This is a genomic window from Pseudomonas sp. 02C 26 (assembly GCF_002843585.1).
GTDB classification, from domain to species: Bacteria; Pseudomonadota; Gammaproteobacteria; order Pseudomonadales; family Pseudomonadaceae; genus Aquipseudomonas; species Aquipseudomonas shirazensis.
Genome location: NZ_CP025262.1, coordinates 959,730 through 972,381 on the forward strand (window position 1 = coordinate 959,730; position 12,652 = coordinate 972,381).

The following is a 12,652-nucleotide window of genomic DNA, read 5'->3' on the forward strand; positions in this document are numbered from 1 at the left end:
AACCAGTCGGGGGCCAATTGTCCGGCCCGGTCGTAGAATGACCCTAGCCGTAAGCAGAATTTGAGTGGAGAAGACCATGAGTGCAGTCCAGAGCATAGGCCCGAAGGACCTGCCGGCCTTGCAGGAGCAAGTCGAGGCGATCGTTGCCGAAGCGCGCCGCCAGGGTGCCAGCGCCTGCGAGGTGGCGGTGTCGCTGGAGCAGGGTTTGTCGACCACGGTGCGTCAGCGCGAGGTCGAGACGGTCGAGTTCAACCGTGACCAGGGCTTTGGCATCACCCTCTATGTCGGCCAGCGCAAGGGCTCGGCGAGCACCTCGGCCAGCGGCCCGGAGGCCATTCGCGAAACCGTTGCTGCAGCCCTGGCGATTGCCAAGCACACCTCGGAAGACGAATGCGCCGGGCTGGCCGATGCCGCCCTGATGGCCCGCGATATCCCTGAGCTTGACCTGTATCACGATTGGGACATCAGCCCCGAGCAGGCCATCGAGCAGGCACTGGCCTGTGAGGCCGCTGCTTTTGATGCCGATCCGCGGATCAAGAATGCCGACGGCACCACCCTCAACACCCATCAGGGCTGCCGTGTTTACGGCAACAGCCATGGCTTTATCGGCGGCTATGCCTCAACCCGGCACAGCCTCAGTTGCGTGATGATTGCCGAAGCCGACGGGCAGATGCAGCGCGACTACTGGTATGACGTCAACCGCCAGGGCGAACTGCTGGCCGACCCGCGCAGCATTGGCCTGCGTGCAGCGCAACGTGCCGCAAGCCGCCTGGGTGCGCGCCCGGTGCCGACCTGCGAAGTGCCGGTGCTGTTCTCTGCCGAGCTTGCCGGTGGCCTGTTCGGCAGCTTTCTTGGGGCGATCTCGGGCGGCAATCTGTACCGCAAGTCGTCGTTCCTCGAAGGCTCGCTGGGGCAGCGCCTGTTCCCTAGCTGGCTGACCCTGGATGAACGCCCGCACTTGCCGCGGGCACTGGGCAGCGCGGGGTTCGACGGCGATGGCCTGGCCACCTACGCCAAGCCGTTCGTCGAAAACGGCGAACTGGTGGCGTACCTGCTCGGTACCTATTCGGGGCGCAAGCTGGGCTTGCCAAGCACCGCCAACTCGGGGGGCGTGCACAACCTGTTCGTCACCCATGGCGTCGAAGATCAAGCTGCATTGATTCGGCGCATGGGCCGTGGCCTGTTGGTAACCGAGCTGATGGGACATGGTCTGAACATGGTCACGGGTGATTACTCGCGTGGCGCAGCGGGCTACTGGGTCGAGAACGGCGAGATTCAGTTCGCTGTGCAGGAAGTGACCATTGCCGGCAATATGAAGGACATGTTTCAGCAGATTGTAGCGATTGGCAGCGATCTTGAAACCCGCAGCAATATCCACAGCGGCTCTGTGCTGATCGAGCGCATGACGGTCGCGGGCAGCTAAAACCCTCCGTTGTGCCAGTTGCACACCCCGGACCCGGCCATCGCGCCGGGTCTTTTGTTTTTGCCTTCGGGGTTGAAGTGATTCTATTTATCACTTAATAATGAATATCATTACATAGTCCAGCAGTGATGATATTCATGAATACCGTACTCCATGAGTTGCCCTACCTGGAAAACTGGCGTTGGCTGAGCCGGCGCATTCGCTGCGCGCTCGACCCCGACGAGCCGCGACTGATCGAGCATTACCTGGCCGAAGGTCGCTACCTGGTGTGCTGCACCGCGACCTCGCCATGGACCGTCGCCCTGACTTCCCTGCGCCTGCTGCTGGATACCGCCAGCGACCGCATGCTGCCCTGGCACTGGCGCGCGCAGTGCCTGGACCAGGCCTGGCGGCCGCTGCTGGACCTGCGCAGCCTCGATCGCCTCGAGCAGAACCAGCGCTGGCAGCCCTATGCCATGCAGCTCGCCAATTGCGTGCTGCTGCCTTCGATTTCCCCCGACGAACTGTTGCAAGGAATTGACCATGAGTAATACCCGTATCGAGCGTGACAGCATGGGTGAGCTGCAGGTGCCGGCCCAGGCCCTGTATGGCGCTCAGACCCAGCGCGCGGTCGATAACTTCCCGATCAGCGGCCAGCGCATGCCGGTGCAGTTCATCCGTGCACTGTTACTGGCCAAGGCGGCAGCGGCCAAGGCCAACGTCGAACTCGAGCAGATCTCGCCGGCGCAAGGCCAGGCCATCGTCCAGGCGGTCGAGCAGTTGCTGGCCGAGGATTTCATTCAGCACTTCCCGGTCGACGTTTATCAGACGGGTTCTGGTACCAGCTCGAACATGAACGCCAACGAGGTGATTGCCACCTTGGCCAGCCGCGTCCAGGGCGAGCCAGTCAACGCTAATGACCACGTCAACTGTGGCCAGAGCAGCAACGACATCATCCCCACTACCATCCATGTCAGCGCTGCGCTGGCCATGCACGAGCAGTTGCTGCCGGCACTGCGCCACCTGGTGCAGGTGATCGATGCCAAGGCCGTCGAGGTGCATCAGTACGTCAAGACCGGCCGCACTCACCTGATGGATGCCATGCCGGTGCGCATGAGCCAGGTATTGGCTGGCTGGGCGGCACAGATCCGCGCTGCCTTGAGCCATCTTGAAGCGACCCTGCCGAGCCTGCAGGCGCTGGCCCAAGGCGGCACTGCGGTAGGTACCGGGATCAACGCTCACCCGCAGTTCGCCGCCGGTTTCGCCCGCCAGCTGAGCGGCCTGACCGCGATCGAATTCACCCCCGGTGACAATCTGTTTGCCCTGATCGGTTCGCAGGACACTGCCGTGGCGCTGTCTGGCCAGCTGAAAACCACCGCCGTTGCCCTGACCAAGATCGCCAACGACCTGCGCTGGATGAACTCCGGCCCGCTGGCGGGCCTGGGCGAGATCGAACTGCAGGCCCTGCAGCCTGGCTCTTCGATCATGCCGGGCAAGGTCAACCCGGTGATTCCCGAGGCGACCGCCATGGTGGCAGCACAAGTCATCGGCAACGACGCCACCATCGCCGTGGCTGGACAGTCGGGCAACTTCGAACTCAACGTGATGCTGCCGGTAATCGCTCGCAACCTGCTGGAGAGCATCGAGCTGATGGCCAACGCCAGCCGCTTGCTGGCCGACAAGGCCATCGCGACCTTCAAGGTCAATGAAAGCAAGCTCAAGGAAGCCCTGGCGCGCAACCCGATTCTGGTCACCGCGCTGAACCCGATCATCGGCTACCTGAAGGCCGCCGAGATCGCCAAGACCGCCTACAAGCAAGGCCGGCCGATCATCGACGTGGCGTTGGAGCACACCGATCTCTCGCGTGACCAGCTCGAAGCCTTGCTTGACCCGGAAAAACTCACCGCTGGCGGTATCTGACCGTCCAGGAGGCACGTCATGCAGCACTGGAAACGCACCACCGATCACGCCAACCGGCTGTTTGCCCAAGGCGACTGGGTCGACGCTCGGGAGTATTACCTGCAAGCGCTGGCCCTGGCCCAGGTGCTGCTCGAGCGCTGGCATGACGTTGACGAGGCGGTTGCCGCACTGGTCATCGCCCATCACAACCTGGCCGATCTGCACCTGCGCCTGAACCAACCCCACGAAAGCGCGGATTACCTCTGCGCTGCCCATCAGCGCCTGCTGCAGGCCAGCCACGAGCCACGACTGCCGCAGCCGCTACGCGAGGCGGCACTGCGCCACAGCGCACGTACCTACACCGAGCTGCTCAATTTCATTGCCGAGTACGGCCAGTACCCGCGCACCGCGCGCTTGCTCAACCGCCAGGCTGGCGCGGCGAGCGAGCTGATTGCTGCGCCGGAAGTTGCACCTCACTCACATAATTACGGAATCCACTGACATGCCGCATACCTTGCCTGCACTGCCGTACGCCTACGATGCGCTGGAACCGCACATCGACGCCCAGACCATGGAAATCCACCACAGCAAGCATCACCAGACCTACATCAACAACCTCAACGCGGCCATCGAGGGCACCGAGTGGGCTGAGTGGCCGGTGGAAAAACTGGTTAGCGCGGTCAAGCAATTGCCTGAAAAGTTGCAGGCAGCGGTGATCAACCAGGGCGGTGGCCACGCCAACCACAGCTTGTTCTGGACTGTTATGGCGCCCAATGGCGGCGGCGTGCCGCAAGGCGAGGTGGCCAAGGCCATCGAGCAGCAATTAGGTGGCTTTGATGCTTTCAAGGAGGCTTTCACCAAGGCTGCGCTGAGCCGCTTCGGCAGTGGCTGGGCCTGGCTCAGCGTGAACCCGACCAAGCAACTGGTGGTCGAGAGCAGCGGCAACCAGGACAGCCCGCTGATGCACGGCAACACGCCGATCCTCGGTCTGGACGTGTGGGAGCACGCCTACTACCTGAAGTACCAGAACCGCCGGCCTGAATACATTGGCGCGTTCTACAACGTGGTCGATTGGGCCGAAGTGGAACGCCGCTATCAGCAAGCCTTGAAGTGAGCCTAACCGGTATGCGCTCGCAGGTGATGTCTGTCAGCAGTGTGCGCCTGTTTCGTCTGGCGCTGGGGACTGTGCTGTTGCTGGTCGGGACTGCGCTGCTAGTGGCGCGCGGGATCGATTGGCTGGGCCTGGAGCCGCGCATGCTGCGGGCTCTGGAGGGCGGTGCACTGTGCGCTCTGGGTACTGCGCTGGGCGCGGTGCCGGTGTTAGTGATCCGCAATATGCCGGTGGCGGTGGCTGACACCTTGCTCGGCTTCGGCGCTGGAGTGATGCTGGCAGCGACTGCGTTCTCGCTGATCATGCCGGGCCTGGCCGCTGCACAGGCGATCGGTTTCAGCCCATGGGGCGCCGGTGGGCTGATCAGTTTTGGCCTGCTGTTCGGCGCGCTTTGCCTGTTTCTGGTCGACCTCAAGGTCTCGGGTGCTTCACCCGAAGCCTTGGTCGGTAACGGCAATCAGCCGGTTATCGCGGCGCGGATCTGGTTGTTCGTGATTGCCATCATTGCCCATAACATCCCTGAAGGGATGGCCATTGGCGTATCGGCCGGTGGCGGCATGCCGGACGCCGACAGCCTGGCCATGGGCATCGCCCTGCAGGATGTGCCGGAAGGTCTGGTGATCGCTTTGGTGCTGGCCGGGGCGGGGATGTCGCGCCTCAAGGCTTTCTTGATCGGCGCGGCCTCGGGCCTGGTCGAGCCGCTGGCAGCAGTGATCTGCGCGTGGCTAGTGAATGTTGCCGAACTGCTGTTACCGTTGGGCCTGGCCTGCGCGGCGGGAGCGATGTTGCTGGTGGTGACGCAGGAGATCATTCCGGAATCACGCAGCAACGGCAACTATCGCCTGGCAAGCCTGGGGCTGTGCGTGGGCTTCTGCCTGATGATGGTGATGGACACGGCCATGTCGTGACCGTTTGCTGGTCCAGCGCTGCGGCAGCGCTGGGCCTGGCAGCGGCGGGGCGTTATTCGCCTTCGTCGAAGTAGTTGTTGATCAAATCCACCACGGCCTGGAGTGCCTCGTCTTCCTGCTCGCCCTCGGTGAACAGGTGCACCTGAGTGCCCTTGCCCGCTGCGAGCATCATCACCGCCATGATGCTTTTGCCATCGACCAGCTTGTCTGGCGCCCGGCCGACCCTCACCTGGCAAGGAAAGCGCCCGGCCACGCCGACGAACTTGGCGGCCGCTCGGGCGTGCAGGCCCAGCTTGTTGATGATGGTGATTTCGCGGGCGGGCATGTTCGGGTAAATCCTGTGGGCTAGAGGTCGCGGTGGCGGACCTGGACGTTTTTCAAGGATTGCTGCAGAACCTGGCCGAGGCGCTCGGTCAGGTACACCGAGCGATGGTGGCCGCCGGTGCAGCCGATGGCGATGGTGACATAGGCACGGTTGCTGGCGGCGAAGCGCGGCAGCCATTTGAGCAGATAGCTGGAGATGTCCTGGAACATCTCTTCGACATCCGGCTGCGCAGCCAGGTAATCGATGACTGGCTGATCCAGCCCTGAGTGCTCGCGGATTTCCGGCTTCCAGTACGGATTGGGCAGGCAGCGCACGTCGAACACCAGGTCGGCGTCTACCGGCATGCCCCGCTTGAAGCCAAACGACTCAACTAAAAACGCCGTACCCGGCTCGGGTTGGTTGAGCAGGCGCAGCTTGATCGAATCGCGAAGCTGGTAAAGGTTGAGGTTGGTGGTATCGATCTTCAGGTCGGCAAGGTCGGCAATCGGCCCGAGCATATCGCTCTCGACCCGAATGGCTTCGGCCAGCGAGCGATTGGCGTTGGTCAGTGGGTGACGCCGGCGCGTTTCGGAGAAGCGCTTGAGCAGGGTGTCTTCGTCAGCGTCCAGGTACAGCACATCGCACTGGATGTGCCGTGCGCGGGCATCCTCGAGCAGCTCGGGGAAGCGTGACAGATGGCCTGGCAGGTTGCGCGCATCAATCGAGACGGCAACCTTGGGCTGCATCAGCTCGGTATTGATCAACGCGTTTTCAGCCAGCTGCGGCAGCAACCCGGCGGGCAGGTTGTCGATGCAGTAGAAGCCATTGTCTTCCAGCACGGCAAGTGCAGTGCTCTTGCCGGAGCCAGAGCGGCCGCTGACGATGATCAGGCGCATGCTCAGCTCCCGTTTTGCACGTCCAGGACGACCTGGTACAAGGCCTTGTTGTCTCTCGCAGCGCGCAGACGCTTACGCACATCTTCGCGATCGAGCATGCTGGCAATCTGGCGCAACAGCTCAAGGTGAGCATCGGTGGCAGCTTCGGGCACCAGCAGGACGAACAGCAGGTCCACGGGGGCGCCATCGATGGCGTCGAAATCGATTGGATGATCCAGGTGGAGCAGGGCGCTGACCGGATTGGCGCAGCCCTTGAGGCGGCAGTGCGGGATGGCGATGCCATTGCCGAACCCGGTGGAGCCCAGTTTTTCGCGGGCGATCAGCTTCTCGAAGACTTCTTGCTGGTCGAGCTCGCTGACTTCGCTGGCTACGACCTTGGCGATTTCTTCGAGGGCGCGTTTCTTACTGCTGACGCCCGGCACGTTCACCAGGGAACGGCCAGGGGTCAGGATGGTTTCAAGTCGGATCATGGATGAGGGGGATCAGCGAGCAGCTGCACCTTGCAGGAGACTTTGCTGTTTTTCCTTGTGTTTTTTCAGTTGGCGGTCGAGCTTGTCAGCCAAATTGTCGATGGCTGCATACATGTCTAGATCTTCGGCATTGGCAACCACTTCGCCGCCCGGAATCTGCAGAGTCGCTTCGATCTTCTGCTGCAGTTTCTCGACTTTCATGATCACTGTAACGTTGGTGATCTTGTCAAAGTGCCCTGCGAGTCTCTTCAGCTTCTGCTCGACGTAGTCGCGCAGTGGTGGGGTTACTTCTACATGGTGTCCACTGATGTTGACTTGCATACAGCTTCTCCTTTGTTGCCCGTGCATAAAGAGGCAGGTCTTGCACCTGCCACAAAAACGCTGTGGCACATCCCGGGGCTACATCAGTCGCTTGCGTTCACTCGACGGTGCTATGCCGAGCGACTCGCGGTACTTGGCGACGGTGCGACGGGCTACCTGGATGCCTTGTGCCTCCAGTAAACCAGCGATCTTGCTGTCACTCAATGGCTTTTTCTGATTTTCCGCTGCAACCAGTTTCTTGATGATCGCGCGGATCGCCGTGGACGAGCATTCACCGCCTTCGGAGGTGCTGACGTGGCTCGAGAAAAAGTATTTCAACTCAAAGATGCCACGCGGAGTGTGCATGTACTTCTGGGTGGTGACGCGGGAGATGGTCGACTCATGCATGCCCACTGCTTCGGCGATGTCATGCAGCACCAACGGTTTCATCGCCTCGTCGCCGTACTCGAGAAAATCGCGCTGGTGCTCGACGATCTGCGTGGCGACCTTCATCAAGGTCTCGTTGCGGCTCTGCAGGCTCTTGATGAACCAGCGCGCTTCCTGCAACTGGTTGCGCATGAAGGTGTTGTCGGCGCTGGTATCGGCGCGGCGGACAAAGCCTGCATATTGCGGGTTGACCCGCAGGCGCGGCATGGCTTCCTGGTTCAGCTCGACCAGCCAGCGGTCGGTGTCCTTGCGCACGATCACGTCAGGTACCACGTACTCCGGCTCGCTCGACTCGATCTGCGAACCAGGCCGCGGATTGAGGCTCTGCACCAGCTCGATGACCTGCCGCAGCTCGTCTTCCTTGAGCTTCATACGGCGCATCAGCTGGCTGTAGTCGCGGCTGCCGAGCATATCGATGAAGTCGCTGACCAGGCGCTTGGCCTCGGTCAACCAAGGCGTATTGGCCGGCAACTGACGCAGCTGCAGCAGCAGGCACTCGCCCAGGTTGCGTGCGGCAACGCCGGCGGGTTCGAACTGTTGAATACGGTGCAGCACGGCCTCGACTTCATCGAGCTCTATGTCGAGCTCCGGGTCAAAGCCTGCGCAGATTTCTTCGAGGGTGTCTTCCAGATAGCCTTGCTGGTTGATGCTGTCGATCAGCGTTACTGCAATCAGGCGATCGGTATCGGACATCGGCGCCAGGTTCAGTTGCCACAGCAAGTGGCTTTGCAGGCTCTCGCCAGCAGAGGTGCGGGTGGTGAAGTCCCACTCGTCATCGTCGTTGCTGGGCAGGCTGCTGGCGCTGGTCTGGTAGACATCTTCCCAGGCGGTGTCGACCGGTAGTTCGTTGGGAATGCGCTCGTTCCAGTCGCCTTCCTCAAGGTTCTGACTGGCGGCGCTGCCTTCCTGCAGGCTGCCATCCTGAAAACCGCTGTCCTGGAAGCTGTTCTCCAGGTTTTCGGCGCTTGGCTTGCTTTCGGCACTGTCGGCCAGCGGGTCGCTGTTGTCGAAGTCTTCGCCGTCTTCCTGGCGTTCGAGCATCGGGTTGGATTCCAGCGCTTCCTGAATTTCCTGTTGGAGGTCCAGGGTCGAGAGCTGAAGCAGACGAATGGCCTGTTGCAACTGCGGGGTCATCGTCAGTTGCTGGCCCATTTTTAGGACGAGCGATGGTTTCATAGCTTGGGCTTAATACCTTGTCCGCCGGCGCATCTGCGCCATCCACTACACGAAGGGCGCCGCGGCGCCAATTTCAAGCAAGTTATATGCCTTAATTTGTAGCGTTTGCCTAGAGCACTGTAACACTTAAGCTGTTTTAGCTTGCTGCTGCCAGTGCCCAGGCAAGGGCCTCAGAGCCGGAACTCGTGGCCCAGGTAGACTTCCTTGACCAGATCGTTGGCCAGAATGGTCTCGGCATCGCCTTCGGCGATCAGTTGACCATCGTTGACGATGTAGGCTGTCTCACAGATATCCAGCGTCTCGCGGACGTTGTGGTCGGTGATCAACACACCGATACCTTTGGCCTTGAGGTGATGAATGATCTGCTTGATGTCACCTACCGAGATCGGGTCGACGCCAGCGAACGGTTCATCCAGCAGAATGAACTTGGGTGCGGTGGCCAGGGCGCGGGCAATCTCGACACGGCGGCGTTCGCCACCGGAAAGGCTCATGCCGAGGTTGTCGCGGATGTGGCTGATATGGAATTCCTGCAGCAGGCTTTCCAGCTCCTTGCGACGGCCGTCACGGTCGAGTTCCTTGCGCGTTTCGAGGATCGCCATGATGTTGTCGGCAACCGACAGCTTGCGGAAAATCGACGCTTCCTGCGGCAGGTAGCCAATCCCGGCACGGGCGCGGCCGTGCATGGGTTGGTGGCTGACGTCATTGTTGTCGATCAGCACGCGGCCCTGATCGGCCTGAACCAGGCCGACGATCATGTAGAAGCAGGTGGTCTTGCCGGCACCGTTGGGGCCGAGCAAGCCGACGATCTGGCCGCTGTCGATCGACAGGCTGACGTCGCGAACCACCTGGCGGCCCTTGTAGCTCTTGGCCAGATGCTGGGCTTTGAGAGTCGCCATTTACTCGGCCTTCTTCTTCGGCTGGATCACCATGTCGATGCGCGGACGCTTGGTCGTGGCAGCGCCACCGGCATTGCCTGCGGTTGCGACCTGCGACTTGGTGTTGTAGACGATCTTCTCGCCTTCGGTGGTGTTGCTTTCATTCTCGACCTTGGCGCGGTCGGTCAGAATCACCGTGTCTTTTTGCGCCTGGTATTGAATCGTCACGGCCCAGCCTTTCATCTTGTCGGGCTTGGCGGCATCCTGCTGTTGCTCGAAGTAGGCCAGGTTGCCCACCGAAGTCACCACGTCGATGTCGCCATTGGCGGCACGGGTCATGGTCACGGTGTTGCCTTTGATCATCATCGAACCTTGGGTGATGATCACGTCGCCGCGGTAGGTAGCTACGCCTTGTTTGTCATCCAGGTGAGCGTCGTCGGCCTGGATACGAATTGGCTGGTCACGATCGTTCGGCAGGGCCAAGGCGCTCGCGCTTCCCAGTGCTGCGCTCAGGCTGAGCAAAAAAGGGAGGGTTTTAACGAGCCTCATACTGTCCTCTTACGTTGGACAGCAGGTCCATCCTGCCGTCTTTCAAATACGCTTTCATGCCAACGCCGGTGGTGGTGCCGCCGGCGCCGTCGATTCTAACGGCTTGCTCGGTCTGCGCATATTGCTTCTGCGGGAACACCGTCATGCGCGTGCTGGTAATGATGGTTTCGCGTTGTTTTTCGTCGGTGCGAGCAACCCGTACCTTGTCGATCAGCTCGACCTCGGTGCCATCCGGGTTGACCTCGGCACGCACGCTCTGGACATGCCAGGGATACGCGGTGCCGCGATACATGTGCAGGTCTGGCGTGGTCAGCAGTGTGACTTCGCTGGCCTTGAGGTGCTCGACCTTGTCGGCGGTCATTTCATATTGCATCTTGCCGTCAGGCAAGAACTGCACGCTGTGGGCATTGATCGCATAGTAGTCGATGGCGCTTTCGTCGGCCTGGGCCTGTGGCTTGTCGAGGAAGCTCTCGGGGCTGACGTTCCAGTAGCCGACCGCTACCAGCAGGGCAGCGATCAGCCCCAGCAGCGCGATGTTTTTAGCTTTTTTGCTGAACATGTGCGGCCTTACAGGTAGTTGGCGTTGGCAGCGTCCAGGGTACCCTGGGCCTGCATGATCAGTTCACAGAACTCGCGGGCAGCACCTTCGCCGCCGCGGGCCTGGGTTACCCCGTGGGCGTTCTGGCGGACGAACACGGCAGCGTTGGCTACGGCCATGCCCAGGCCGACCCGGCGAATCACTGGCAGGTCGGGCAGGTCGTCGCCCAGGTAGGCGACCTGCTCATAGCTTAGGCCCAGTTCAGCGAGCAGGCCGTCCAGAACCACCAGTTTATCCTCGCGGCCCTGAAACAGGTGCGGGATGCCGAGGTTCTTCGCCCGACGCTCGACCACCGGGGTCTTGCGCCCGCTGATGATTGCCGTGGTCACACCCGAGGCCATGAGCATCTTGATGCCCTGGCCGTCGAGGGTGTTGAAGGTCTTGAATTCGCTGCCGTCTTCAAGGAAGTACAGGCGGCCGTCGGTGAGCACACCGTCGACGTCGAAAACGGCCAGCTTGATGGCTTTGCCGCGTTGCAGGATGTCTTCGCTCATGGCATCTCCGTTCATCACATGACTCCGGCGCGGAGCAGGTCGTGCATGTTCAGCGCGCCGGTCGGGCGATCGTGCTGATCGACCACGACGAGGGCGCCGATCTTGTGGTCTTCCATGATCTTCAAGGCTTCAGCGGCGAGCATCTCGGCGCGGGCAGTCTTGCCGTGCACGGTCATCACCTCATCGATCAGGGTGGTGTGTACATCGATATTGCGGTCCAGGCTGCGGCGCAGGTCGCCGTCAGTGAACACGCCAGCCAGGGTACCGTCGTTTTCCAGCACGACGGTCATGCCCAAACCTTTACGGGACATTTCCAGCAGCGCTTCCTTGAGCAGGGTGCCACGTCGCACCTGCGGCAGCTCGTCGCCCGAGTGCATGACGTTTTCGACCTTGAGCAGCAAACGTCGGCCAAGGGCGCCGCCGGGGTGCGAGAAGGCGAAATCCTCGGCCGAGAAGCCGCGGGCCTCAAGCAGGGCGATCGCGAGGGCGTCGCCGAGCACCAGCGCTGCGGTGGTCGAGGAAGTTGGTGCCAGGTTCAGCGGGCAGGCTTCCTGCGCCACGCGCGCATCGAGGTTGGCCTCGGCCGCTTGCGCCAGCTGTGAATCGGGGTTGCCGGTGAGGCTGATCAGCTGAATGCCAAGGCGCTTGATCAATGGCAGCAGGGTAACGATCTCGGCAGTGCTGCCGGAGTTGGACAGCGCCAGGATCACGTCATCACGGGTGATCATGCCCATGTCACCGTGGCTGGCTTCGGCCGGATGGACAAAAAATGATGGCGTACCGGTACTGGCCAGGGTCGCCGCGATCTTGTTGCCGATATGCCCGGACTTGCCCATGCCAACCACGACCACACGGCCTTTGCTGGCCAGAATCAGTTCGCAGGCCTTGACGAAATTGTCGTCGATACGCGGCAACAGGCCCTCAACAGCCTCGAGTTCCAGGCGCAAAGTGCGCTGGGCAGATTGGATCAGCTCGCTGGATTGGCTCATGTCGAAAAGCAATGCCTGATGAAAAGGCGCCGATTATAGCCGCAATGTGCGAAAGGCTCATCACTGGATTGTCATAAGCCTGCCGCAGCCGCCTGTCATTCGCCTGAATGACGCTGCGATAGCCTTGGGGCGGGCTCGCCTGCGGTGCTATAGTTCGCCGCTGATTCGGCCCGGGTGGGGCGTGTGTGCCTTCACGATGAGGGCAGGCGTCCATTGGACGAGGCTGTATTGCAA

General features: G+C 61.5%; 16 protein-coding genes. 6 read left to right on the top strand and 10 right to left on the bottom strand.

Annotated elements, in window-relative coordinates; genetic code table 11:
* Window positions 1–76 precede the first annotated feature (76 nt).
* From pmbA to CXQ80_RS04400, 6 genes are all read left to right on the top strand, one after another.
* The gene (gene pmbA / locus CXQ80_RS04375; RefSeq protein WP_101316837.1) at window positions 77–1,423 is read left to right on the top strand and encodes a metalloprotease PmbA; all 1,347 of its coding nucleotides are present in this window, start codon (window positions 77–79) and stop codon (window positions 1,421–1,423) included.
* A 128-nt stretch (window positions 1,424–1,551) separates the two neighbouring features.
* Window positions 1,552–1,953 (top strand): FagA protein, encoded by a 402-nt coding sequence (locus CXQ80_RS04380; RefSeq protein ID WP_178080747.1) that lies wholly within the window; start codon window positions 1,552–1,554, stop codon window positions 1,951–1,953.
* Window positions 1,946–3,322: a lyase family protein gene (locus tag CXQ80_RS04385; protein WP_101316841.1), complete on the top strand. Its 1,377-nt coding sequence runs from the start codon at window positions 1,946–1,948 to the stop codon at window positions 3,320–3,322. Before CXQ80_RS04380 ends, CXQ80_RS04385 begins: the two co-directional genes overlap by 8 nt.
* Window positions 3,323–3,340: 18 nt before the next feature.
* On the top strand, window positions 3,341–3,802 hold the full coding sequence (locus CXQ80_RS04390; RefSeq protein WP_101316843.1) for a hypothetical protein: 462 nt from the start codon (window positions 3,341–3,343) through the stop codon (window positions 3,800–3,802).
* A gap of 1 nt (window position 3,803) precedes the next feature.
* Complete coding sequence (locus tag CXQ80_RS04395) at window positions 3,804–4,415, top strand: superoxide dismutase (RefSeq protein ID WP_101316846.1); 612 nt, start codon at window positions 3,804–3,806, stop codon at window positions 4,413–4,415.
* 11 nt (window positions 4,416–4,426) lie between these two features.
* Window positions 4,427–5,320, top strand: a complete 894-nt coding sequence (locus CXQ80_RS04400) for a ZIP family metal transporter (protein WP_101316848.1) — start codon at window positions 4,427–4,429, stop codon at window positions 5,318–5,320.
* 52 nt (window positions 5,321–5,372) lie between these two features.
* Here the strand turns inward: CXQ80_RS04400 and CXQ80_RS04405 are convergent, their stop codons facing one another.
* The 10 genes from CXQ80_RS04405 to CXQ80_RS04450 form a co-directional block, all read right to left on the bottom strand.
* A complete protein-coding gene (locus CXQ80_RS04405) occupies window positions 5,373–5,645 on the bottom strand; it encodes an HPr family phosphocarrier protein (RefSeq protein WP_101316850.1) in 273 nt (90 codons plus the stop codon).
* 20 nt (window positions 5,646–5,665) lie between these two features.
* A complete protein-coding gene (gene rapZ, locus CXQ80_RS04410) occupies window positions 5,666–6,520 on the bottom strand; it encodes an RNase adapter RapZ (protein WP_101316852.1) in 855 nt (284 codons plus the stop codon).
* 2 nt (window positions 6,521–6,522) lie between these two features.
* On the bottom strand, window positions 6,523–6,990 hold the full coding sequence (ptsN, locus tag CXQ80_RS04415) for a PTS IIA-like nitrogen regulatory protein PtsN (RefSeq protein WP_101316854.1): 468 nt from the start codon (window positions 6,988–6,990) through the stop codon (window positions 6,523–6,525).
* Between the two features lie 12 nt (window positions 6,991–7,002).
* Entirely contained in the window at window positions 7,003–7,311 is a 309-nt protein-coding gene (gene hpf, locus CXQ80_RS04420; protein WP_101316856.1) for a ribosome hibernation-promoting factor, HPF/YfiA family, read from the bottom strand.
* Window positions 7,312–7,389: 78 nt separating this feature from the next.
* Window positions 7,390–8,913, bottom strand: coding sequence for an RNA polymerase factor sigma-54 (locus CXQ80_RS04425; RefSeq protein ID WP_101316858.1), 1,524 nt, complete (start codon window positions 8,911–8,913; stop codon window positions 7,390–7,392).
* Window positions 8,914–9,083: 170 nt separating this feature from the next.
* On the bottom strand, window positions 9,084–9,809 hold the full coding sequence (lptB, locus tag CXQ80_RS04430) for an LPS export ABC transporter ATP-binding protein (protein ID WP_101316860.1): 726 nt from the start codon (window positions 9,807–9,809) through the stop codon (window positions 9,084–9,086).
* Window positions 9,810–10,337, bottom strand: coding sequence for a lipopolysaccharide transport periplasmic protein LptA (lptA, locus tag CXQ80_RS04435; protein ID WP_101316862.1), 528 nt, complete (start codon window positions 10,335–10,337; stop codon window positions 9,810–9,812).
* Window positions 10,324–10,896, bottom strand: coding sequence for an LPS export ABC transporter periplasmic protein LptC (gene lptC, locus CXQ80_RS04440; RefSeq protein ID WP_101316864.1), 573 nt, complete (start codon window positions 10,894–10,896; stop codon window positions 10,324–10,326). The genes lptA and lptC overlap by 14 nt, the downstream gene beginning before the upstream one ends.
* 8 nt (window positions 10,897–10,904) lie before the next feature.
* Entirely contained in the window at window positions 10,905–11,429 is a 525-nt protein-coding gene (locus CXQ80_RS04445) for an HAD family hydrolase (protein WP_101322952.1), read from the bottom strand.
* A 14-nt stretch (window positions 11,430–11,443) separates the two neighbouring features.
* Window positions 11,444–12,418 (bottom strand): SIS domain-containing protein, encoded by a 975-nt coding sequence (locus CXQ80_RS04450; protein ID WP_101316866.1) that lies wholly within the window; start codon window positions 12,416–12,418, stop codon window positions 11,444–11,446.
* Window positions 12,419–12,652: the final 234 nt, after the last annotated feature.